The organism is Terriglobia bacterium, assembly GCA_020072565.1.
Classification (GTDB): Bacteria; Acidobacteriota; UBA6911; order UBA6911; family UBA6911; genus JAFNAG01.
In genome coordinates, this window is record JAIQGI010000010.1 from 84,393 (window position 1) to 109,146 (window position 24,754).

Genomic DNA, 24,754 nt, shown 5'->3' on the forward strand with positions numbered 1-24,754 from the left:
ATGATTCCGGATGATTTCAGTCCCAACCGATGATATTCTGCCCGCACCAAGGAAAGCAAACTGCTATCAATATGCCAGGAGAAGACGCTGAGCCCGTAACCGTTCTGATGGTCGCCATTGGCGGCTACGGATTCCATTATCTGAAGACTCTGCTCGATGAGCTGCCGCCCTCGCGTTGCCGACTAGCGGGTGTTGTGGACCCGATGGCAGAGCGCTCGCTGCTGTGGCCGGTTGTGAGCCACTTTGGCATTCCGGCCTGTTCGTCCATCGACGAGTTCTATGAGGAAGGCCACCACGCCGATCTGGCCGTGATCTCCTCGCCGATTCACTGGCATGTGCCGCAGAGCCTCGTTGCGCTGTCTCGCGGGTCTTCGGTCCTCTGCGACAAGCCGCTGGGAGCGACGATCCAGGAGGCCCGGGAACTCGTCGAGGGCAGGGACCACTCCGGCCGCTGGGTCATGATCGGCTACCAGTGGTCGTACTCCAGAGCGATACTCGCACTCAAGCGCGACATCCTGGCCGGCCTCTTCGGGTGCCCCAGGCGGCTCTCGACGCTCTGTTGCTGGCCCCGGGACTCGGGTTACTACGGCCGCAACGACTGGGCCGGCCGTCTCCTGGATCAGCCTACGGGACGCTGGGTGCTCGATAGCCCCGCGAACAACGCGATGGCGCATTTCCTTCACAATCTCCTCTTCGTCCTTGGGTCTGAAATGCACCTGAGCGCGCAGCCGCGATCGGTGCAGGCCGAGATGTACCGGGCCAATTCGATCGAGAGTGCCGACACGGCTGCGTGCCGGGTGCTGACCGAGAATGGCACCGAGCTGCTGTTTTACGCATCCCACGCGACTGAGCGGGCCATTGACCCGCGTTTCCACTTTGAGTTCGAGGAGGCGGTTATCACCTGCGGCGAGGAGGGGGGTGAGATCGTGGCTCTGGACCGCAAGGGAAACCTCAAGTCCTACGGCGCGCCGGATGACACATCGCAGTTCCGGAAACTGGTCGCCGCCATTGACTACGTGAGGGGTGAGGGCACGATCGCCTGCGGCCCCGAGGCCGCCATGGCGCAGACGCTCTGCGTCAACGGCATGCATGACTCGGTGTTTGAAATTCCATCGTTCCCGGTTATGCAGGTGCGCCGGGAGGGGGCGCCCGGGCGCATGATCGTCGCCGGCCTCGACGACACCCTCCTGTGTTGCTATCGCCAGGGGAAGCTTCCCCGCGAAACCGGTGTCGCGTGGGCGGTCGCAGGCCGGTCGGTCAGTCTCTCCGATTACCGCTGTTTCCCGGGTGGAGCATCATGACCTCGCGTGAGCTGGTGCGACGCACTCTCGAGTTCGCCTCGCCGCCGGCGGTGCCGCGGCAGATCTGGATTTTGCCGTGGGCGGAACAGCATTACCCCGCCGCGGTTGCGAAACTGCGTGCTGAGTTTCCGGATGACATCGTGACCGCGCCGGCGCTCTATCGCGCGCCGCTGCCGATCGTCGGCAATCGCTACGAGAGGGGCATTTATATCGATGAGTGGGGCTGCCGATTTACGAACATCCACGGGGGCGTCATCGGAATCGTCAAGGAGCCGGTTGTCCGCGGCTGGGATGATCTTGATCATTTCCGTACGCCGGACGCCACCTTGGCTGTCGACCGCGGGGGTGTCAACGGCTTCTGCCGGAACACCGACCGCTTCGTGCTCGCCGGCACCCTGGTGCGTCCGTTCGAACGCCTCACCTTCATCCGTACTATGGAGCAGGCTTTGATGGACCTGGCAGAGCAGCCGCCCGAGTTGTTCCACCTGTTGGGACGCATCCACAACCACTATCTGAGAGAGGTCGAGGCGTGGGCTCGGACCGAAGTCGACGCCATCGTGTTGATGGACGACTGGGGCACACAGCAACGCATGATGATCGCGCCGGACCTCTGGCGCCGGATTTTCAAGCCCTTTTACCGCGAATACAACGAGATCGCCCGCCGTCACGGCAAGTACGTGTTCATGCACTCGGACGGCTATATCACCGACATCATTCCCGACCTCATCGAGGTCGGTGTGAATGCGCTCAACAGCCAGATCAAGTGCATGGGGGCGGTGGACCTGGGTCGGCGATTCCGCGGCCGGATCACCTTCTGGGGGGAGATGGACCGTCAGGAACTGCTCGCCTTCGGATCGACGGACGAAGTGCGACGCGCCGTCAGTGAAGCGCGTGCGAACTTGTATGCGAACGGAGGTGTGATCGCCCAGTGCGAGTTCGGCCCCGGGGCAAAGCCCGAGAATGTATTCGCGGTCTTCCGCGCCTGGAGAGACCAGGACGAGGCTCAGAGAATATTGATCGCAGATAAAGGCCCATCGCGGCCCGGTCCTTGCCACGATCCGCGTTCATCTGCGTAAGGCTGCGGTTCTTTTCGAGGACAGGAAAGGAGGAGTAGGCGATGATGCAGGCGCACAAGGGAACAGTCTTCGCTCTGGTCCTGTTATCGGCCTTGGCAGTGCCGCCGTTGCTGCTTCACCACGCGTCATCCGCAGTTCCGCAGGGCACGACGGTTCGAGCCGCGCCGGTCATCCCTCGCGATCGCTACCTCCAATACGCCCGCGCGGCCGCCGATTGGACGTGGGATCACCAGGGCGAAATCCTCAAGCAGTGGCGCGCGACTTTTGATCCGGAAAGCCCCTTCGGCTATCGGGCCCCCGGCGGCCTGATCGATATGGCTCTCATCTACTCCTATCTCTTCGAGAAGGAGGGCAATGCTGTCTACGCCGAGCGCGCGAAAAACGTGCTGCTCACCTATGGCGACTACCGCTCACAGTTCCCGGAGTCGGCTGCCAGGAAGCGACCCGACTACTCGAACGGCGTGCCGGCGCTGCCTGACTTTTTTGTCGTGATGCGGTTCGTGCGGGCCTACGATACGCTTCACCGCCTGGGAAAGCTCTCAACCGCCGAAGCGGTCGCGGTGGAATCGCTGGTCGCGCACAGCATGGACTATCTGCTGCAGACATCCGAGTGGGGCACGATGAACCGGACGATGTTGCGCGCCGAATCGCTGGCGTGGGCCGTACGGGCCATGAAGAACCATCCGCGCGCGGCCGCCTATGAGACCCAGCGCCGGGCGCTCGGCGACGATAACTGGGGCAACTGGGAGATCGAAGACGCGACCATCTATCACGGCGTCTGGGTCTACGCGCTGCTCGGCTACTCCGACGCGCTCGGTCGCATGGACGAGCTCTTCAAGACACCCGAGTTTTATTACTACACCCACTACTTCCTGAATCTGATGTCGCCGGCGGCTGTCGTGCCCGATTTCGGCGACGCCCAGTGGACGTCGAACTGGCAGCACTTCCTGGTCTTCTTCGAGGCCGCGGCTGCACGGCTGAACGAGCCGACGATGAAATGGGCCGCGCAAGCGATCGCGGCGAAGTTCGTCGATTTCAAAAATCCTACGAGCGCGGGCCTCGGCTGCTTCCTGCTCGACGCGTATCGCTGGGGCCGCGACGATGTGGCGGCCACCCCGCCGGCAACATTGAGTGGGGAGGTCATGGAGGACGTGCAGGGCAAGAAAGTTGTGTTCCGCAACGGCTGGAGGCCCGATGCGACCTACCTCCTCCTCAATTACCGTGACGAGGGGGACGGCGGCCTGAACTTCCGCGATTATCTGCGTGATTCGATCCCGGTCGAGGAAGAGAAGATGACCCACGGCCATGCCGATGAAAACAGCGTCGTCCTCCTCATGTCGGGCGGGTCGGTGCTGCTTCACGACGGCGGGTACCGCGACTACATGCCGAGCGGGCCATTCGGTGCCTATCGGCAGGACTACTTCCACAACCGGCTGATAGTGCGCCCGGAAAAGATCTTCATGGGTCAGAAGGAGGGCGAACAGCGTTACAGCACGAAGGAGCCGGTGCCGGCGCAACCGCTCTTCGAGTTCCTGCGTGACGCGGGCTCGTATCGTCCGATTCGGACCAGAAAGGTCGACTTCCTGGCATTGCCCGAGTTCGACTACAGCCGGACCCGGCTCATCGACGATGGCTGGAAATATGATTCAGATCGGGTGGTAGTGTATGTGAAGGACCCGGAAATGTTCGTCGTCTTCGACATCTTCAAGTCAGCGACCGCGGAGTACTTCACGCTGGCAAACCTCTGGCACACGCGGCAGATCCTGGCACGCGGCGAGCACTGGTATGACACCGTGTACGACGTGATCGGCACCGAGAAGCTCCCGACCGATCGGCGGTTGCTCATCTGCTTCCCACAGACCCATTACCGGCTCGAAGGCATCGAACCGGTGAAGCGGCACTACCAGGATGAACAGACGATTTACCAGATGACCGCCAGTCATTTCGAGCCGACCCACACCGAGGGCTTCGTAACCGTCCTTGTCCCGCACGGGAAAGACCAATCGCCTTCGACCCTGGTGGACCGCCTGCGCTTCATCGAGACCGTCCCCGCGCGCACGGGCATGGCTGTGAGGATCGAAGCCGGAGGCCGCGTGATCACCGTCGGCGTCAAGAACGACCTGCGCATGGACATCGCGCGGGACTGGCGCCGGCCGCGGTATGTCTATGAAAAAGGGAAGATCGCGTACGGATCGCTAGAAACGGACGGTGACCTGGTGTTCGCTTCGGAAAACAAGGGAGAACTCTCGTACACCATTGTCAATATGACGAGAGCGCAGCGCGGTGAGCAGGTGCTCTTTCAGAACGGCCAGTCGTTCCACGGCTTGCCTTTCGACGCGTCGACCGATACCGGCGGCGTCGACAAGGTGCGTTACTGGCGCGACACCGTGAGGATTGACACCCGTGGCAAGTGAGACCCGAATCCGGACCGGCCGGCGCGAGTTCGACGAATTGTATCCGCTCGTGCGCTCGTTCCTCGAGCGCGACATCCTGGATCTGTCAATCGACGGGCAGCGCATCCGGGGGTACAGGTCGGCGGACACGCGCTCGATCTGGATCCGCGACCATGGCGACATGATGCGGACGTTCCGATACTTCGAGCGCGACGTGACCAGCGCCATCCGGCACTTCTCGGAGACCCAGGCGGAGAGCGGCCGCATCTTCGATTACTTCACTACCTTCCCGGAGAAGCTGCCGAGCGAACGGGAGAACTGGACCAAGTACGTGCGCGTGCCGGTCGAAGCCGATGTCGAGTACCGCTTCGTCAAGGCCGCGTGGCTCGCGTGGCAGGCAACGGGCGACGATGCCTGGATTCGACAGCTGATGCCCCGGATGGAGAAGGCGCTGGCCTACATCACATCGCACCCGTGGTACTGGGACCGCATCCGCGGCCTGGTGAAGCGGGCCTACACGATCGACACCTGGGACTTCGCTTACACGGCAGGCCGACATGACTGGCTCCAGTTTCAGATCACCGACGACACGTTCTGGGGCATCCTGCACGGCGACAACAGCGGCTACTATCAAGCGTTTCTCATCATGGCGGCGTTATGGCGGCGGTTCGGCGAGCAGGCGCGGGCTGGCGAGTGGGAGGCGCGCGCTGCAACCTTGCGCGACAATCTGAACCGGATTTGTTGGAACGGCCGTTTCTACACCCACTTCGTAAAGATTACTGACGCCGTGATCCCCGGCGTGGACGAAGCGGAGCAGCTCAGCCTGAGCAATCCGATGGATATCAATCGCGGGGCGGCAACCCACGAGCAAGCGGTCTCGATCCTGCGCGAGTATCAGCGCAGGCGGGATGAACGCCGGGCGTTCGCCGAGTGGTTCTCAATCGACCCGCCGTTTCCCGACGGAGTGTTCGGCGATGAGCGCCTCGTGCGTGGCGCGTACTGCAACGGCGGCATCATGCCGCTCGTCGGAGGAGAGCTGGCGCGGGCTGCGCTCGGGCACGGGTTCGAGGCATACGGCGTGGACATCCTGCGCCGGTATTTCGACCTGGTGTCGAAAACGGGCTCAACCTACCTCTGGTATTTTCCGGACGGCAGGCCGAGCAGCATAGAGACCAGCACGAGTCCGGAAGCGTCTCCGACAGACGGCTGGGGATCGAGTGCGATGTGCTGGGCACTGACAGAAGGCCTGGCAGGGGTCGTGGATCGAGGCCGGGGATTTGACTGTGTGGAAATCTCGCCGCGCTGGCCGGCGGCCGGCATCGAGGAGGCGGAAGTTTCAGTCGGCTACGAATGCTCGGAGCGCGGCATCGCCTACCAGGTGCGCGTGCTGCCGGACAAGATCGTGCTCACGGTCGATGCAGATGGATCGGAAGCCGGATTGCACGTGCTGTTGCCAGCCGGAGCGGAACCACGGGCAGTCCGATGCAACGGGCATGACGTGCCGTTCCACGCCGTGACGGTTGAGCAGAGCCGTTACGCGGATTTTGATGCCGCCGTCCGAGGAACTGCCCAATTTGAGATTCCGTTTCGTTGAATATTGCCCGCGAGTCGTGCGCTCCTTGGAGCCTGCGAGTCCTGGGGTCCTTGGGATGGCACCTAATCCTGGCCTCAAAAACTCAAAGACCCTGAGACTCCAAGTCTCGGAGGCTCATGACAGAAAGCCCAGGGATTGACTATGACTGTTGCTGAAGCGTTGAAGATGATCCGCCAGGTCCTGATACAGGCTGATGCATCCGAGGTGTTTGAGACGGCCGCCCGAGCTATCGCATGCCGCAGCGGCGCGACCGTAGTCAGGCGCGGGCGGATCACTGGGCGCCGGTCGGCCGGCCTTTTCCAACTCGTGGACGCACCGGAACGGTCCAGAGGCGCTGAGCACGAGCGGGTCGTGATCCGGCTGCGCCGGGATGGATCAGGCATGCTCTCCGCCACTCACAACCGCTTTCTCTTCGCCGCCGTTTCGTACATGCTTGACGTTCTTGCCGACCACGATTTGAAAGAACTCGAGGATGGCCTCACGCTCACACCGGCGTTTTCGTGGAACCGTCCCTGCTACGACCTCTTCCTCACACAGGAAGGCCGCATTCAACACGGCCTGAGCCGCGAGACCTACGTGCGCCGCCTGGCTGAGTGCGGTTTCACCCACCTGGAAGTGAACGGCCTCGCCTTCCCCATGGGGTTTGAGAGGGGACCGAAGGGAGAGGTGTACCCGATGTTTTACACCTATTGTCCAGCGCTCGATCAGTTCGTCTACTCGAAGTTGAACAAGGGCCTCTATCCGTTCTACTACCTCTCGGCGAACCTCGCCTATCTGAAGGAGAACGCAGCCCTCGCGCGCAAATTCGGCCTCGTGCCGGGACTGCTGTGCTTCGAACCGCGGACCGTCCCCGAGGAGTTCTTCACGCGTTATCCCATGCTGCGTGGCGCCCGCGTGGATCACCCGTTCCGCTCCTTCAAGCCTCGCTTTACGCTGACCATCACCCACCCGCTCGTGCGGGAGCACTACGCCGAGATGATCACAAAGCTGCTCCGCGAGGTCCCTGAGCTGGGTTACCTCACAATCTGGACCAATGACAGCGGCTCCGGCTTCGAACACACGAAGTCGCTCTATGTGGGACGCAACGGCGGCGCCTATATGATCCGCGAGTGGAAGGACGACGCGGAGATCGCGCGGGTTGCAGGAGAATGGGCGCTCACTTTTTTCCGCGGGCTGCGAGATGCCGCACGACGGGTCAACCCGGACTTCCGCGTCATCACCCGCCTCGAATCGTTCTATGGCGAGCACGACACTATCTGGCGCGGGCTCGAGACGGGCGTCGATGTCGAGACGGCTTCGCTCATAGCGCGCGGCTGGGATATGCCGTACACGCACCCGCGCTATCCCGACTCCAAGCAGATCAACGGCGGATCCGTCTACCAACTCCGATTTGCCAGGCGCGAACGGATGCAGATGGCCGAACTCGAAGGCCGCTCCGCCGACGTCCATTTCTACTTTGCAGCCGGACCACACCAGATGTTCGCTCCGCTCATCGGGGTTCCGTATCCTCGGCTGACACACCGCCGCCTGAAGCTGCTCCGTAACAACGGCGTGCGTCACCTCGCCCAGATCGGCGGGACCTTTCCGCCCGAACTCGTACCCTGGAACATCAATCATGAAGTGCTCAGGCGGTTCCAGCTCGACCCGGCAACGAAGATGGACAAGGAGGTGGAAGGACTTGCGCGCCGCTGGGCCGGCAGAGAGCTGGCGCCGATGCTGCTGCGTGCCTGGAGTCTGGCAGAGGAAGCGATGCTCGCCTTTCCCAATATCTCCACGCTGTATTCGACGATCGGCTTTACGTGGTACCGCCTGTGGGTGCGGCCGTTGGTGCCGAATATCGAGGCAATTCCGCGGAAGGATCGGGCGTACTATGAAGACTTCATGTGTACGACGCCGCACAACCCGAACAACGTCGACCTGAGCCGCGACGTCCTCTTTCGGCTGACCACCGCAGAGAAAAGCCGTCTCGACGTGGCGCGGATTGACGGGGGCGTCTGGCCTGCTCTGGACAAAGCGATCGGGCTGCTGGAATCCGCGGCGGGTAGGGCCGGTGCGATTCTGGGGAAGGCCAACGTGATCGAGGACCAGACCGTCCGGCTGAAGGCCCTCCGCTGCTGGATCATGACGCAGCGCAACGTGGCGGCATGGATTGCGGGTGTTTACGGATGGATGGAGGCCAAGTCCGCGGCTGGAAAGCGCAGGCACCGGGTGCTGCTCGGCAATATGATGCGCATGGAGATAGCGAACAGCGAGGCGCTGCTGCGCCTGTTCGATTCGGGCGTCGAATTCATGACGACGACCGATTTTGGCGAGACGCCGCTCATGCACGGCCGCAATCTCAAGGAGCTGCTGCGGAGGCGTATCGCGCTCATGGAGCGCCATATCGATGACGATCCGTTCATAGATCACGACTACATGATGCGCATGGCAGGCCGCATCATGCAGTGACTGAACAGTAACCGGAACACGACAACAATCTTCCGTGTGTTTCGTGGCTTCCAGCGGGAAATCGATGAATTCTCGAGAGCGCCTTCTTGCGGCATTGGATCGGCAGGTGCCGGATCGCCTGCCGGCGACGACGCATCACCTGATGCCGTCGTTCCTGGCGGGTAGGGGCGGCATCAGTGAGCGAGAATTCTTCGACCGCTTCGGCCTCGACGCGATCCGTTGGGTTACGGGCCTGCGCCGCGATGCGACGGGATCTGTCAGAGACTGGCGGGTCGAGCGCGAGGACCTCCCGGCTCCCCACTACCTCACAACGCGTTTCCACATTATCACCCCGCACGGCTCGCTTTCCATGGTGCTTCAGAACGATGGGCGGACAGATTGGGTGAGGGAGCGCCTGATCAAAAAGAAGAACGACATCGACCTGATCGCACGTTATGCACCCATCCCTCTCTGCGATACCGAGCAGGTGCAACGTGAGGCCGCCGCCTTCGGCGCGCGCGGCATCGTGCGCGGTGCCGTCCCCGGCTTCCCGATCTACGGCCAGCCGGGCTGCTGGCAGGACGCAGCCGTGCTCTTCGGCATCGAGGAGCTGATTGTGGAGACATTCGATGATCCCGCGTGGGTAACCGAGTTGCTGGCCATCCTTCAGCACCGCAAGCTCGTCTGGATCGAATCGGCGCTGGGTGCGCCCTTTGATCTTCTCGAACTCGGCGGCGGCGACGCCTCCTCTACGGTCATCTCCCCGGCGCTATTCGATCGCTTCGTCGCCCCGTTTGACATACCGCTCATCGCCGCCGCGCACCAGGCCGGCCTGCGCATCGTGTATCACACATGTGGCGGGATGATGCCCATACTCGAGCGACTCGTCGAAATGGGACCCGACGCGATGGAGACGTTCACACCGCGATCGATGGGCGGAGACGCCGATCTGCGCCAAGCGAAGCAGCGCATCGGCCGGCGCGTCTGCATGATCGGCGGCTTCGACCAGTTCCACCACTTCGTTGCCTGCACACCGGAAGAAACCCGCCGGGCAGTGCGCGCCTGCTTCGAAGAGGCCGGACAGGGCGGCGGTTACATCCTGGCGCCCTCCGACCACTTCTTCCAGGCCGATGAAGCGCTCCTGCGCGCATATGGCGATGAGGCTGGATCCTGCAGGTATTGACGGCCTCTACGGACGCGTCTCGCCGCGGAAAATCATGAGCGAAGTGATTCGCGAGCGACCTGGACCGGCCCGCCCCCGCCGTGCCGCGATGCCAAAGCGCTACTCGCACAGCCTCCTGTGCCCGCGCTCGGGGAATCCGTGAAATATTTTCACAAAGTCGGCACCCCGCGGCATTGTTTTTGTGTATCATCCCAAGGATGGCGGACACCGGAAGCGCCAGCAGATTACGCCGGATCCCTACTTTTTCCGCGCCGCACGTTCGTCGTCAGCGGGATTCGATCCTCGAACGCACTCTAATTAGATTTTTTTAACTTTATGCATCACTGCACAGGATCCAGGGATTGATGCGGAGGGCGATCCTCAGGAAAACACCATGCCCATAGAAGTAAAAAAAGTCGAAACCAAAAAGGAACTCGCAGAGTTTATCGATTTGCCCTGGAAGATTTATAAACAGTATCCCCACTGGGTCCCGCCACTGAAGAATGAAGTTGAAAGATTGGTCACTCCCGGGAAAAACCCGTTCTGGAACCATGCGGAAAGAGAGCTCTATATCGCCATCAGCGACCGCAATGTCGCCGGAAGAATCGCTGCGATAAGAGATGACAACCACGATAGGGTTCACAATGAGAAGGCGGGATTCTTCGGCTTTTTCGAAACTACAGAAAAGTACGATGTAGCCAGAGCTTTGTTTGACGCAGCGGCGGTCTGGTGCAGGGCCAGAGGGTGTGCCTTTATGCGAGGGCCCGCGAGTCCTAGTTCCAACGACGAATATGGCTTCCTGCTGGAAGGCTTTGACAAAGACCCCGCGCTCATGATGCCGTACAATCCCGAATACTATCTTGAGTATTCAGAAAAGTACGGTTTTATAAAGGCAAAAGATCTATTTGCATTCCTGAAAGGGTCTGCGACCTCGATACCTGCGAGGATCGAGAAGATCATGGAAAGGGCGAAAAAAAGCTCCCCATTTGTTCTCCGTTCCATTGATCCAAAGAACTTCAAGCGGGATGTAGAGATCATAAAAACAGTCTATAACCTCGCCTGGGAGAATAACTGGGGTTTTGTTCCCATGACAGACGAGGAGATGGATTTGTCCGCAGCAAGCCTGAGACCGTTTTATGATCCGGATTTGATCATAATTGCCGAATTGGATGGCAAGCCTGCCGGAGTCGGGCTCACAGTCCCGAATGCCAACGAAGTCCTAAAAAAGCTTAACGGGAAAATGAACCTCTGGGGAATGGTCAAGTTTTTATGGTACAAGCGGAATATCAGAGGCTGCAGAGCCCTTGTCGGCGGCTGTCTGCCCGAATACCGGAAGACGGGTCTCATAGCGGAAATATTCCATGAGACAATGGTGAGAGCAAATGGCAGATACGCATGGTGCGAACTTGGCTGGAATCTCGAGGATAACGATCTGATTAATAAGTTCGACGCGGAAATTGGCGGCGTGCTATATAAGAAGTACAGGCTTTATCAAATGGCACTATCCTGAATGATCAATGATGAGTAGTGCTACAATAGCCGCCCATGACCCGATGCCCATCTTGTGCAGCCATCGTAGCGGTCGGCAGGCCAAGCTGCCCGTCGTGCGGGAAGGAGCTTGAGGCGGTCACTTCCGAAGATGCGCTGCTCGCGCAACTCGCCGAGGAATTTACCTGCGCTGCGCGGGAGGGGCGGAATCCGGGCATCGAGGAATACGCGCTCAGAATGATCGACGGGCGCGGCCGGGCGCGCATCACGGATTTCGGTCTGGCGGCTTTGGCCAGCCAGCGGCCCGGCGACGTCCTTCGTGCGGGCACTCCGGCCTACATGGCTCCTGAGCAACTTGCGGGCCAGGAGGCCTCGGTCAAGAGTGACGTCTATGCCCTTGGCCTGGTCCTGTATGAGATCTTTACCGGCCAGCGGGCATTCAAGGCCGACAGTTTCCCGGAACTTGACCGGCTCCGCGAGCGGAACGTCCTGGCTCGGCCATCAAGCCTGGCCAAGGGCATCCACTCCTCGGTCGAGAGCATCATTCTGCGCTGCCTGGACAAAGATCCCAATGCAAGGCCATCGGCATTCCAGATCGCCGCGGCGCTCCCAGGACGGGATCCGCTGGCGGAGGCACTGGCAGCCGGTGAAACCCCTTCCCCCGAGATGGTGGCGGCGTCACCGATGCAAGGAGCCCTGAGGCCGGCCGTGGCGGTGGCTTGCCTGGCGGCACTGGTTCTGTGCCTTCTGCTCATGATTCCTTCGTCGCGGGGCATGCTGCACCGTCTCACGCCATTCGAGTTGTCTCCGCAGATCCTCGCCGATCGCGCCGCCACGATCGCGAAGAACCTGGGTTTCCTCAAACCACCGGCCGACAGCGCATTTGGATTTGGCCGCAATGACGAGTTCCTGGACTATGTCGCGAATCACGATTTCTCGCCCTCCCGGTGGGAGAAGTTGCGCGATGGCAGGCCGGCGGCGCTGTATTTCTGGTATCGCAAGAGCCCCAGCCCCCTGGTGGCATACAGCCTGGGCCGAATCTCGCCGACTGATCCGCCGCTCGAAATCCCCAACATGGTAACCATCTTGCTCGACACGCACGCACGCTCGATCGAGTACCAGGCCGTCCCGTCCGAAGTAGAGAATGTCCGCACGCCGCCGCCAGAGCCCAAGTGGGATGCCCTGTCTGACCGGCCTTCCTCTCTGATTCTGGATGTTCCGCAGACCAGGCTGCATTCAGCTGGCAGAGAGCGGACCGGCGCCCTATAATGGGCCCCGTCCGTATGGCCAACCTTAAACCGGGGACAACCAGTTGCTCCGAGATCGGATGGAAATGATGACCGACGTTTACCAGAAGCTTGCCGGCCACCTGGACAACCTTCCCGGCGGATTTCCTCCAACGGAAAGCGGCGTGGAATTGCGCATACTGCGCAGACTGTTCACTCCGGAGGAAGCCGAGCTCGCCGTACATGTAAGCCTGATCCCTGAAGAAGCCGGCGTGATTTCGCGGCGCGCCAGAATCGGACGTGCCGAGGCGGAACAGCGCCTGGCCGGGATGGCCCGGAAGGGGCTGATCATCGGCCTTTGCCCCGAGGCGAAGCCGGCCCTATACATGGCCGCTCAATTTGTCATCGGCATCTGGGAATTCCACGTGAACAGCCTCGACCCGGAACTCGTCCGGGAATTCAATGAATACCTCCCGGTGTTGTTCCGTGAAGCCTGGAAGTTCCCGCAATTGCGCACGATCCCGGTAAACCGCAGCCTGGACCATCAGCTGACCATTCTCCCGTATGAAAGGGCGGAGGAGCTGGTGCGCAGGGCAAGCAAGATTGTGGTGGCTCCCTGCATCTGCAGGCGCGAGCGGGGCATGGCCGGCGAAGGCTGCAGTAAACTCGGGGAAGCCTGTCTGGTTTTCGGGTTGGGCGCCGACTTGTATCAGCGCAACGGATTGGGAAGGCCCATAGGACGGGAGGAGGCTCTCGACATCCTCGCCCGCGCGGATGAGGCCGGACTTGTGCTGCAGCCAGGCAATGCTCAGGAGCCTACGAACATCTGCTGCTGCTGTGGCTGTTGCTGCGGCGTGCTGGGGAGCCTCAAGACTTATCCCCGGCCCGCCGAACTGGTTTCCTCTCCCTTCAGGGCAGTGGCCAGATCCGAGTCCTGCATCGGTTGCGGCGCCTGCACGACCCGCTGCCAGATGGGCGCTCTGCAGCTGGAAAGCGAAAGGGTGGCGCTGAATTCCGATCGGTGCATCGGTTGCGGCCTCTGTGTCTCCACCTGTCCCACGGACTCCCTGACGCTGGCGCGGAAACCTGTGTCGGAGCAACCCCGAGTGCCCAAGGATGGAATCCGGTCCCTGATTCAACTCGGAAAGACGCGAGGCAAGCTCGGTGGTGCGGATCTTGCGTGGATGATGGTCAAGTCCAAAATGGAACGGCTGCTGGCTTCCCGCTAGGAGCCTTGATCAGGATATCCAGTAGCGCCACGGTCGAATCCTGTCTCAGATCAGGCATGGTAGACAAAATTGGGGGCGCAAGCTTTATCGTCTTTCCCGCAATCAAATCCTTTAACACGGCTTCTGTCACCTGCTGTGGATGGGTGATGCCTGCGATCCTGCCATTCCGATCCACGAGAACCGTGTGCGGAATTCCTATTACATCGTAGGCCTTGAACTGCGAGCGGCTCGGATTCAGCGCAACCCACCCTGAGATCGGGCGCGTCGCCAGGAATTTTGCTACCTTATCCCGGTCTTCATCAGTGATCGAGAGGAACTGGACCGGACGGCCGGCGAGCTTTGCGGCCAGTTCGTTCAGGTGAGGGATTTGCTCGATGCATGGTCCGCACCAGGTGGCCCAGAACTCCAGGACAACAGCCTTCCCCCGGAGCGAATCCCAGGTAGGCGAGCCGGCCGGCTGCGACGACAGAATCGTCTCCAGCGCCAGCGGAGGCGCGTGCTCTCCTACTTTCGGGGCACTCGTTTGCGCATTGACAGCCACTGCCATACACACCAAAGCCAGGAGAATCCGATAGAGGATCATGAGCGGACTCCTATTTAATGCGGTCCGTCGCACCGACTGCGAACGCACTTCCCGTCCCCGCGCTCGCACTATAGGACGGTTGATGAGTAACGGGTCTAGGCGGATTTTCCCAGCTTTGACCGGGCATTGGCGCTGGCCGCCAGGAGAGTGATCCAACTCCCTTTACGCCGGAGATATCCTTCGGCTTCGAGCTCGCCCAGCATTTTCCAGATCCATTGCCGCGAGCAGCCGACTTTGTCGGCCAGATCCTGCATCGACAAGGGGAGCCTGATCCTGACGCCTTGGGGCGTTAGGGCACCGCAATTCTCCGAGATTTCCCGAAGGGCGAGCAGCAGCCGTCGGCCGGACGGCAGCCCGCCGGCATGGTCATTGAGCCGGCTCGCCAACTTCAGGACCTGCTGACTGACCGTCTTCAGCAGTTCCAGGGAGAGCAGCGGACTCGTCGTGAGGAGTGAAAGAAATGCGTCGGCGTTCACCCACTCAAGATCGCATTCTTCGAGGGTTTCAACGCTGTTCTTGTGAGGAGTTCCGGTCACAACTTCCGGCACACCCAGCAGGGTTCCCGGACCGACCAGGTCCGCGACGGCCTTGCCGGACGCCGACACGTGCGACAAGCGGAGCCATCCTGCCCTCACCATGAAGACTTCGCGGGCGACCTCGCCTTGCTGGACGATCAGGTAACCCCGGCCGTAGAATCCCCTCTCGGTGACTGCCTGGACAATGGGGGACGAGAAGAAGTTGCACTTCGCCTGCGCTGCGCAGTCAACGCAGCGAGCGGAACTGCCGCCATTTTCCGCGTCTCTCATAGGCATATGCCTTCAAACTCAGTGCCAAGCGAGCGGACCCTGATCGGTTAGAGAATCCTAAGAAAGCTATCGATAACTCCCACCCGATGTCGCGCATCGGGTGACCGTCCTGCGCCTGGACTTCCGACCGAATCAGATCGTCGGGGACATCCGCCTTCTATCGCTTCCGATTCGAGAAATCCACCTGCCAGGTTACGATCGTTTCGCTTTCCAAGAACCGCCCGGCCTCAGCCGGTCAATGAAGGGACATCCTCATTTCAACATATGGCTTGCCCATTTGGAACTAGGATGATTCCTAGTCGACGGCGATTTCCTTCGAGGGTCAGCCAGGGCATTCACATAGACTGCCCGCTCGCTGCGTGCAGTTCTAAACGCCTTGCCTGGGGCCTTTGTTCTCGAACCAGCAGGATCAGAACTCGAGTGGCAACCAGGCCGTTTGCCCGCACCTCTAAAAGCACCGGGAGTTCTTGTCCCGCAGCACAGTCTCCATGAAATTATCCGTGGCAGGCTTTTGTTTGTGCGAGGTCTCTTTCTTAACCGGCGCCTTAGGAATCAAATGTCAACCAGTTGACAGAGACTGTCAGCTACTTGCTACCTTTAGCGTTCTACCCATGTTACTCAGTCGTGATAATGAAGCTTGTCTTCATACGGGAGAACGGGTGCACAGGCCAGAATGCGGGGGTATCCTTCCTCCGCTTAGATTTTGGCACTGAGCACGGTTCTCATTGTATCGATTGTGAATCAAGACGTATGAACTGTCTTTCTTCGAATCGTCAACCAGCAGAAATGTTCTCCTCAAACCGCGAGTGCGGTGAACTGAGCAGGACTGACGGGAGGGGTGGCCGACATCCCGAGGAGAGAACCTATGAGATTCATGAGAGGTTTGAAACTCACAAGACGTGAGTTTGTCAGGACGACCGCAATTGGCGCGGCAGGGCTTCTTGCGTACAAAGCAAGCCTGCGCAATGCCTACGCGTTTTACCAGAGCCCGCGGATTCCGCTGTTCAAGACCAGGCTGCGCGGCGTGGGTCCCGGAGGCATTCCAGTGGCTCTGGCTGATCCTACACCGGCGCCGGTTACCGGCGTAACCCATTACACTATTGGCATCCAGCAGTTCCAGGACCAGATCACTCCGCCTGCGGCAAGGATGTTCCCGACAACCTTTTGGGGCTTTGTTCCGACGATCGGACTGGGGGGGAACGTCACTCCCACTCACCTGGGCGGGATCATCGTGGCCCATAGAGAGGCGGGACCAATCCAGATCACGTTCCGGAACCAACTATTCAGCAACATCGTATACAGACACATCATACCTGTCGATACCACCATCCCGGGCGCGAACCAGGCGATCAATCGGACGGCCACCCACTTGCACGGCGGTCTGGTCCCTTGGATCAGCGACGGAGGGCCGTTTGACTGGTGGAATCCCGATGGGCTGCATGGCGCGAGTTTTCTCAACAACCAAACCTTGAATCCGGGAGCCGCGGATAACGAGGCCGAATATTACTACCCTCTGAACCAGAGCGCGCGGTTCATGTGGTATCACGACCATGCGGTCGGCATCACACGGCTGAACGCCTATGCCGGAATTGCTTCGGCAATGCTGATCCGGGATTCATTTGAAGCGAGTCTCATTAACGCCGGTTTGCCGAACTACATCGAGGCCGGAGGCAATGAGATCCCGCTGGTTTTCCAGGACAAGATTTTCGTCGGCAACGATATCAACCAGAAAGACAAACTTTGGAACAACATAGTCGCGCACGTGGCCACGAGCCCGGGCAGTCTGTGGTATGCCCATACCTATGAGCCCAACCAGAACAGCGGCATTGGGCGCTGGGATTTGGGGGCAGGTGGTCTCACTCTTCCCGATCCATCATCAATTCCCGAGTTCTTCGGAGACACGATGCTAGTTAATGGAACCGTTTTCCCCGAGGCTAGAGTCGAGGCGCGCCGCTATCGGCTGCGGCTTCTGAACGCCTGTAACGCCCGGTTCCTCAACCTGCAGCTTTACGTGGATGACGGCAGCCCCAACGGGATCACGTTGGACCGCAGCGGCATACCGACCAACATGCCATTCATCTGGAGGAACAGCAGCGACGCACAGCTATCTGGGAAGGCGGCATATCTGCAGATCGGGACTGAGGGGGGGTTCCTGGCGCGGCCGGCGCTGATACCAAGCAACATTCCGTTCCAACTTCCACCGGGACAGCCCGATCCGGTGACCGGGTCCGTCGACCCGTCCAAAGTTCAAAAATCGTTGATCGTGGCTCCCGCGGAACGGCCCGACCTCCTGATCGATTTCTCAGGATACGCGGGGCAGAGCCTCATTCTCTACTCCGATGCACCCGCGCCGTTCCCGAGCGGGGATGATCGCAACGACTACTTCCCGGGCTGGAATGTCGGGAGCGGGTTGTTTGGAGTCGGCAATCCGGTCAACGGAACCACGCAAGCCGGGTATGGCCCCAACACACGGGTCCTCATGCGCTTCAAGGTTGTCGCTGCCACAGGCAGCGATGCGCCTCTGAAGATCAACACCTCGACCGACTTGACCAAAGGAATCGACCCGCTCTTTGTACGGCCGGGCCGTGCCAATGTCCCGGGAAACATTCCACGCCGCTTTAAAAGCCTGAACGAGTATTTCGACGCCTATGGGCGGCTCGTCCAGATCCTCGGCAATGAGGCGGCACCCTTGGGCTCGCCCTATTTTGGGTACGCAGCCTATATTGATGGCCCTGGGAACGGGAAAAATGTGGGCGCCACCGCAGAGAATGTCAGTGCGGGCAGTACGGAAATCTGGGAGGTTTTTAACACCACCGGCGATACGCACCCGATGCACTTCCACCTGGTGAACGTCCAGATTATCAACCGGCAGGTAGTGAATGTCACCAGTGGCCCGCCTTATCTGCCCACCGGCCCGGTAATCCCGCCTGAACCGAATGAGACGGGGTGGAAGGAGACGGTGCCGATGTATCCGGGAACAGTGACCCGGGTCATCATGAAGTTTGACCTGTCGCAGGCGCAGATCAAGACCGCGGCAGGCGTTGTCATTCCGACGCCTGCAAGCCCACGGACCGGCGGCGTCGAGTATGTGTGGCACTGCCATATCCTCGAGCATGAAGAACATGACATGATGCACGCGCTGGTAGTGACCTAGTTGCGACAACGGTGCGGCCTTGGAGTGTGGCGGCGCAACGCCGCTTTCAGCTTTCGTAATCTCCAAAGCGGCGGCATGCCGCCGCACTTCAAGGAGCCTGCGGCGCGGAGACAGGCGCGAGGGAAATCGGATATGTGGAAACCTCGATATGCAATTTTTTTATTCCTGGTAATAGCCGGCTCATTCCTTGCCGGTACATGGTATTCAAAGCACTCCGCCGGTGCCAATCCAGCAGCGGCCGGCCGCCGGATCCTGTACTATCACGACCCCATGCATCCTGCATACAAGTCCGACAAACCGGGGATCGCTCCCGACTGCGGCATGCAGCTCGAGCCGGTCTATGCGGACGATGCCGGCTCGAGGGAGGGAACCGAGGAAAGCATCTCGCCGCCGGGGACCATCCAGGTTAGCCCGGAAAGGCAACAGCTGATCGGCGTAAAGCTGGCCACCGTCAAGATGGCAGCCGGGAGCCAAAGCATCAGAGTCCTGGGGCGGGTCGTACCCGACGAAACCCGCATCTACCGCATCAATGCGGCCGTGGACGGGTGGGTGCGGGAGACCCTTCCCGTCACTACCGGCAGCCTGGTCAAGAAGGACCAGGTGCTGGCCAACATTTATGCGCCGGAGTCTTTCTCGGCGATGAAGGCCTATCTTTATGGTTTGAGCTCGCTCGACCGGTTTCAGGCCAGTGCCAAGGAGACCAAAGAGCAGCTCGATCTGACCGATGCTACTATCGAGGGGTACCGGAACGCCCTCCGTAACCTGGGTATGAGCGACTGCCAGCTGGATGAGATCAGGCACACCAGGGAAGGCTCCAGCATCATCGAAATCAGGGCAACCGCGGCGGGCTTCATCATTGCCAGGAACATCACTCTCGGGCAGCGCTTCGAGAAGGGAACGGAGCTTTACAGGATCGCCGATCTGAGTCACGTATGGATCGTCGCGGACGTCTTCGGATGCGAGGCGCAATCTTTCAAGCACGGGTCGACCGTAAGAGTAAATCTTCCTGATCAGGGGCTGAGCTTCCGTGCCAGCGTCAGCGATGTCCTGCCGCAATTTGATCCGGCTTCACGCACCAATAAGATTCGTCTCGAGACCGATAATCCAGGTTATGCGCTTCGGCCCGATATGTTCGTCGACATCGAGGTTCCAGTCCGCCTGCCCGAAGCGATTACCGTTCCGGGGGATGCGCTTCTCGATACCGGCCTTCATAAGACGGTGTTCGTGGCCCGCGGAAATGGCGTATTCGAACCACGTCGCGTCGAGACCGGTTGGCGCCTTGGCGACAATGTCGAAATTGTCAGCGGGCTCAAGCCGGGCGAGCGCGTCGCGGTCTCGGGAACCTTCCTGATCGACTCCGAAAGCCGCATGAAGGCTGCCGCGGCAGGCATCTACGGCGAACCGGCCACAGATCCGGTGTGCGGGATGAATGTCCGCGAGCACAAGGCGACGGCCGCCGGCAAAACCAGTGCCCATGGCGGCCGCACCTACTACTTCTGTTCCGACGACTGCAAACAGAAATTCGATAAGAATCCCGAGAAATACATCAGGAAATAAATAGCAGCCACGAAAAGCACAAACGGCACGAATTCTTTGGATTTGAATCCGTGTCATTCGTGGCGATGCTTCTTCACAGAGCTGGTAATGGGACGCCGTGGCAGCGAATCAGCGCCTATTTCACGCGCACCGAGACCGAGTTCGAGGGCGCAGACTCTCCTGTAACAGAGGCATGGATGCATAAAGCCTGGCGCCCCCTGCTCATTCGTACTCCTCACTGATGTTATAGAATGGCTCCAAACAACTGGCGCGATAAATCAGTCTCACCGCACCGAAATGGCCTCGATCCAAGGAAGTAGTTGCCCGTAAAGGAGGAACCATGAGAGCATGTACCACACGAGCACTCGGGATTGTCGCGATCGCGGTCGGATTTCCGGCCGCCCGGATGTTGTCTATCCCCTGAACGCCGTCGAAACGATAGTTTCGCTGGCGGCTTTCGAGCGGCTAGGATGCAGGAACACTCGAAATCCGTATCAATGGATCATTGGAGTCACTTGTTCGCTGGCCGCAAATCGCAGGCAGAATTGTGCGCTGATCACGTGGAGCGGGAGTTCGGGATTCGTCATTCGAGAGATTAAGGCAATGATCGGCCAAACCATCGGACATTACCTTGTCGTCGAGGAACTGGGTGCCGGCGGCATGGGTGCGGTCTACCTGGCGCGGGACACGCGCCTTGAACGCCCGGTGGCACTGAAGATCCTGTCCAAAGCGCTGCCCGCCAATGACGAAGTCCTTGGGCGATTCAAGCGCGAAGCGAAGGCGGCATCGGCCCTGAACCACCCGAATATCTGCACCGTCTACGACATTGGCGAGCATGAAGGACGCCCGTTTATCGTTATGGAACTGCTCGAGGGCGGAACGCTGGCAGGTCCGGAGTTTGCCGGTCCTATGCCGCAAGAGCAGGTGATCAAGATCGGCATGCAGATTGCCGACGCGCTCGAAGCAGCCCACGCCAAGGGAATAATTCACCGTGACATCAAGCCCGCCAATATTTATGTAACGCGACGCGGTCAGATAAAACTGCTCGACTTCGGGCTGGTCAAGCTCGCCTCACCTTGCGATCCCGCTGCAGCTTTCGGATCGGCCACCCCCACGGCCGGAGCACCGGAAGGAACGCTCACCAGTCCGGGGATGGCCGTCGGCACCGTCGCATACATGTCGCCCGAACAGGCTCGCGGGCTCAACGTGGATCAGCGTACCGACCTGTTCTCCGCCGGCGCGGTGCTCTACCAGCTCGCTTCCGGCAAACATCCGTTTGCAGGAAACACTCCGGCAGTCACTTTCGATGCCATACTGAACTGGGATCCGGCGGCATTAGAAACACTGAATCCTCAAATTCAGCCTGAGCTGGCGAAGGTTATTTACAAGGCCCTCGAGAAGGATCAGCGAAAGCGCTATCAGAGCGCTGCTGAGCTTTACCAGGACCTCTTAAGCATAGAGAGACGCTCGGGCGCAACCGCTGCCGGCGACATCTCTTTCCGCCGTACGCAGGTAAACCCGGTAAATAAGGTGCAGAAGAGACTGCGCTATTTTGCAGCAGGCACTGTCATCATTCTGGTTGCGGTGGTCATGATCTCATTTTTCACACGATGGCTGCCGGATCGTAGGACCACTGGGCGCGGGGGAAGACTTACGTTGTTCTATTCCTCCCTGGCTCCAACTCGTGACCCAGCAATTTCTCCTGACGGAAAGATGCTGGCTTTTGCCGCGGAAGAAAATGGCCGCGTGGATTTGTATGTAAGCAGGGTCGCGGGCGGGGCGCGAGTGCGTCTCACGGACGACGGCGCGCAGAAATCAGAACCGTCATTTTCCCCCGACGGAGAACTTGTCGCGTTCACTTGCCTGCCCAAGGGGAGCGAGGAATCCGAGATTTCCGTGATTCCCACTCTCGGGGGTGCACCGCGCGTCCTCATTCCCAATGCGAGGCAACCCGCATGGTCCCCAAGCGGCAAAAGGTTGGCTTTTATCCTGATGGCACCCGGCGAACCCACGGCCCTTGCCACGGCGGCGCGCGATGGATCGGATATCCACATCATAATGCGAGGGGACGGAGACTACCCATTCCTGAAATCGCCTGCCTGGTCCCCCGACGAGACACAGCTGGCGGTAGTCCGCAGCCTCGGCGGAGTCTATGGAGAAATCTGGCTTGTGCCTGCCGGCGGCGGGCCCCCCCGACGAATATGCCAAGACCCCGCGGGAGTGATCAGCGACGAACCGGTCTTTACATACGACGGTAAAGCCATAGTTCACGAATCCAATCGCGGCGGTGCGACGAATCTCTGGCAGGTGAATCTCGACGGGAGTTCGCCGGTTCAGCTCACGACGGGAGCGGGGCAGGACCGCTCTCCGACCCTGGCGCGCGATGGTACCATCGCGTTCCTCAATTCACGGACGCGCTCTGCCATTTTAGTATGCGCATTGAAAGAGAACGAGCCCAGGGAGTTGTTGACATACTCGGAGATACTGTGGGCTCCTTCATTTTCCCCCGATGGCCTGGAAATCGCCTTCACTCGCTCCGAGTCGGACGGTTCGTGGCACATCTGGTCCATGCCTGTGTCAGGAGGCACGCCTCGCCAGATTACTTCAGGATCGCTGCCTGAAATCTATCCCCGTTACACGGCCGATGGGAGCGCTCTGACCTACAACACCTGGAGTCCGGGACCCGATCGGATCTGGAAAGTCCCGCGCAACGGCGGCCCGTCCGTTGCCCTGACTCCGACACTGCAGGAAGACGATGCCTATGCGGACTTGTCGCCCGACGGGCAATGGATGGCATTCACCCGCACAGAGCAAAGAACTGCACACGTCTTTGTGACAGCGCTTTCCGGAGGCCCGGCGCGGCGCGTGACGAATTCGCCTTCAGCCGTGCCCCGATGGTCCCCTGACGGCCAACTGATCGCGTTCAGTCCAGACCGCGGGTATTCTGGTGGTATATTCGTAATTGCTCCGGACGGAACAGGCCAGCGCCGTGTCACCCGGAGCGGCGGCTGGCCGGTGTGGCTACCCGACGGCAAATCGATCGGATTCGTGGCAGTGGGCCCTGATGGCAACCAACAGATCCGTTTTGTTCCGGCCGAGGGAGGCGACACGCGCGTCCTTGTTCCGCTGAAACTGATCGGGACCAATAAGCCATTCGATGTTTCTCGGGATGGGAAGTGGCTTGTGACCACCAACAGCATTGATGTTTCTTCGGAGATCTGGCTCCTGAGCCGCGAGCAGTGATGCCGGTGCCGCTCAAGGCCTGCAACGCCTGCATCACTCCTTGCATGCTGGTTGAGTCATGGGGAACCCACAAATCCGGAACCGGGAGTACAGCCCGGGGCGCTTTGGGGCTACTGTGGCGCGCTGCCGAGTCGAAGGTTGAGCCCGAAAGAGAGGCGCAGGCCCTTCTCCCATAGAGCCGGCGCGAAAGTGCTTCCCGGCATGCGTAATCCCGTGTAGTCAGCCTGGATGGCGCGCACGGCCAGCGGGCCCTTCAGCCTGACATCGATCCCACCTCCAAACATCATTGCAGACCGGGTATCCGTCATGGCGTCGGCGAATACCAGAGTACCCAGGGTCTCGCGGTAAGAGTAATGATTGCGCGCGACCCCCAGCATCAGGTGAAGGAAGGGCGCCAGTTTTCCCGCATCCCTGCTCGTCACGCGGGGACCAGCCCAAAAGGTATAGATGTGCCTCTTCTGATTCCAGGTTAACCCGCTTCCCTTTTGCGTATCCGACCAATCGAACCGGCCGACATCCACGGCGATGCCGAGGAAGCGATTCAGGTTTTTAGCGCCGGATATATCATAGCCAAACCAATTGGCCCCTCCCAGGCGGGCGAAAGTACCGCCGCCGAAGAACTCATACTTCGGGAATTCCTGCGCGTAAGCTGAAAAGGGATTTACCGGCAACAGCAGGAATTTGGGAGTCGAGTAGCCAGTCCCAAAAATTCCCGCAGCTTGTCTTTACAGTGCGCTGCGAACTGGTCTATAAGGTTGTAAACCATCGGCAATCGAAGGGAGAATGGCACGTGAATGCGAAAGCGAGCACAAGTCTTGCGTGGATTCTTGGGGTGGTTCTCTGCGTTTTGTCAGTTGGCGGGTGCGCAAGCAGGCAACAGCTGTCCGATGAGCTGACGCAGCTGGCAGACAAGTACAAGACGGACAAGGGATCTCTTTTGCATCATTACACCGAAACCTACGAGCGCTTTTTTCTCCCCATGAAGCGGTCGGCCCGAAAGATTGCCGAGATCGGAATTGGGGAAGGCGCATCGTTGAAGATGTTCGCAGATTATTTCCCGCAGGCCGTCATTTATGGACTCGATATCCTTGATGCATCCCATCTCAATTCAGGCAGAATCAAGACCTTCATCGCCGATCAATCCGACAGGAAACAGCTGGCGGCATTCATACATGTGAACGGGTCGGACTTCGATCTCATCCTCGATGACGGCGGCCACGCGATGCAGCAGCAACAGGTTAGTTTTGCATTCCTGTTCCCATATGTCCGGCCGGGCGGATACTACATCATCGAGGATGTGCATACCTCTCTTCTCGACGGCTACGGAGCAGAACCGGCCCAGGGAAATACGACATTGACGATGATTGACCATTTCAATCGCACCGGAAGGATCGAAAGCAGGTATATGACCGATGGCGAAAAACAGTATTTGAACGATAGCCTCAGCTATTGCTGCCTGGTAAGTAGAGATCAGGGTAGTTCAATGACCTGCATCTTTAAAAAAAGGTAGGAACCCGGGGACGCTTATCCATTCTG

At 59.8% G+C, this 24,754-nt stretch carries 16 protein-coding genes; 13 read left to right on the top strand and 3 right to left on the bottom strand.

Features of this window, described 5'->3' with window-relative positions; all coding sequences use genetic code 11:
* Nucleotides 1–71 precede the first annotated feature (71 nt).
* The 9 genes from LAP85_08240 (at nucleotide 72) to LAP85_08280 (ending at nucleotide 13,896) form a co-directional block, all read left to right on the top strand.
* On the top strand, nucleotides 72–1,301 hold the full coding sequence (locus LAP85_08240) for a Gfo/Idh/MocA family oxidoreductase (protein MBZ5496377.1): 1,230 nt from the start codon (nucleotides 72–74) through the stop codon (nucleotides 1,299–1,301).
* Nucleotides 1,298–2,377, top strand: coding sequence for a methyltransferase (locus LAP85_08245; protein MBZ5496378.1), 1,080 nt, complete (start codon nucleotides 1,298–1,300; stop codon nucleotides 2,375–2,377). Before LAP85_08240 ends, LAP85_08245 begins: the two co-directional genes overlap by 4 nt.
* 41 nt (nucleotides 2,378–2,418) lie before the next feature.
* Nucleotides 2,419–4,791, top strand: a complete 2,373-nt coding sequence (locus LAP85_08250) for a hypothetical protein (GenBank protein ID MBZ5496379.1) — start codon at nucleotides 2,419–2,421, stop codon at nucleotides 4,789–4,791.
* Nucleotides 4,781–6,364, top strand: a complete 1,584-nt coding sequence (locus tag LAP85_08255) for a hypothetical protein (GenBank protein ID MBZ5496380.1) — start codon at nucleotides 4,781–4,783, stop codon at nucleotides 6,362–6,364. Before LAP85_08250 ends, LAP85_08255 begins: the two co-directional genes overlap by 11 nt.
* A gap of 141 nt (nucleotides 6,365–6,505) precedes the next feature.
* Entirely contained in the window at nucleotides 6,506–8,812 is a 2,307-nt protein-coding gene (locus LAP85_08260) for a hypothetical protein (protein ID MBZ5496381.1), read from the top strand.
* A 64-nt stretch (nucleotides 8,813–8,876) separates the two neighbouring features.
* Nucleotides 8,877–9,974 carry a hypothetical protein gene (locus LAP85_08265; protein ID MBZ5496382.1) on the top strand — a complete coding sequence of 366 codons (1,098 nt, stop codon included), beginning with the start codon at nucleotides 8,877–8,879 and terminating at the stop codon, nucleotides 9,972–9,974.
* A 373-nt stretch (nucleotides 9,975–10,347) separates the two neighbouring features.
* Nucleotides 10,348–11,463, top strand: coding sequence for a hypothetical protein (locus tag LAP85_08270; protein MBZ5496383.1), 1,116 nt, complete (start codon nucleotides 10,348–10,350; stop codon nucleotides 11,461–11,463).
* A 35-nt stretch (nucleotides 11,464–11,498) separates the two neighbouring features.
* The gene (locus LAP85_08275) at nucleotides 11,499–12,710 is read left to right on the top strand and encodes a protein kinase (GenBank protein MBZ5496384.1); all 1,212 of its coding nucleotides are present in this window, start codon (nucleotides 11,499–11,501) and stop codon (nucleotides 12,708–12,710) included.
* A gap of 64 nt (nucleotides 12,711–12,774) precedes the next feature.
* Complete coding sequence (locus tag LAP85_08280) at nucleotides 12,775–13,896, top strand: 4Fe-4S binding protein (GenBank protein ID MBZ5496385.1); 1,122 nt, start codon at nucleotides 12,775–12,777, stop codon at nucleotides 13,894–13,896.
* On the opposite strand, the gene LAP85_08285 is transcribed toward LAP85_08280, so the two are convergent.
* Both LAP85_08285 and LAP85_08290 read right to left on the bottom strand, forming a co-directional pair.
* The gene (locus LAP85_08285) at nucleotides 13,859–14,479 is read right to left on the bottom strand and encodes a TlpA family protein disulfide reductase (GenBank protein MBZ5496386.1); all 621 of its coding nucleotides are present in this window, start codon (nucleotides 14,477–14,479) and stop codon (nucleotides 13,859–13,861) included. The genes LAP85_08280 and LAP85_08285 overlap by 38 nt on opposite strands.
* A 95-nt stretch (nucleotides 14,480–14,574) precedes the next feature.
* Nucleotides 14,575–15,285, bottom strand: a complete 711-nt coding sequence (locus LAP85_08290; GenBank protein MBZ5496387.1) for a Crp/Fnr family transcriptional regulator — start codon at nucleotides 15,283–15,285, stop codon at nucleotides 14,575–14,577.
* An 874-nt stretch (nucleotides 15,286–16,159) separates the two neighbouring features.
* Here LAP85_08290 and LAP85_08295 point away from each other — a divergent pair.
* The 3 genes from LAP85_08295 (at nucleotide 16,160) to LAP85_08305 (ending at nucleotide 23,218) form a co-directional block, all read left to right on the top strand.
* Nucleotides 16,160–18,439 (top strand): multicopper oxidase domain-containing protein, encoded by a 2,280-nt coding sequence (locus LAP85_08295; protein MBZ5496388.1) that lies wholly within the window; start codon nucleotides 16,160–16,162, stop codon nucleotides 18,437–18,439.
* Between the two features lie 132 nt (nucleotides 18,440–18,571).
* A complete protein-coding gene (locus LAP85_08300) occupies nucleotides 18,572–19,996 on the top strand; it encodes an efflux RND transporter periplasmic adaptor subunit (protein MBZ5496389.1) in 1,425 nt (474 codons plus the stop codon).
* A 327-nt stretch (nucleotides 19,997–20,323) separates the two neighbouring features.
* Nucleotides 20,324–23,218, top strand: coding sequence for a protein kinase (locus tag LAP85_08305; GenBank protein ID MBZ5496390.1), 2,895 nt, complete (start codon nucleotides 20,324–20,326; stop codon nucleotides 23,216–23,218).
* A 110-nt stretch (nucleotides 23,219–23,328) separates the two neighbouring features.
* On the opposite strand, the gene LAP85_08310 is transcribed toward LAP85_08305, so the two are convergent.
* Nucleotides 23,329–23,889 carry a hypothetical protein gene (locus LAP85_08310; GenBank protein MBZ5496391.1) on the bottom strand — a complete coding sequence of 187 codons (561 nt, stop codon included), beginning with the start codon at nucleotides 23,887–23,889 and terminating at the stop codon, nucleotides 23,329–23,331.
* A gap of 119 nt (nucleotides 23,890–24,008) precedes the next feature.
* Here LAP85_08310 and LAP85_08315 point away from each other — a divergent pair, with 119 nt between their 5' ends.
* Complete coding sequence (locus tag LAP85_08315; protein ID MBZ5496392.1) at nucleotides 24,009–24,728, top strand: class I SAM-dependent methyltransferase; 720 nt, start codon at nucleotides 24,009–24,011, stop codon at nucleotides 24,726–24,728.
* Nucleotides 24,729–24,754 lie beyond the last annotated feature (26 nt).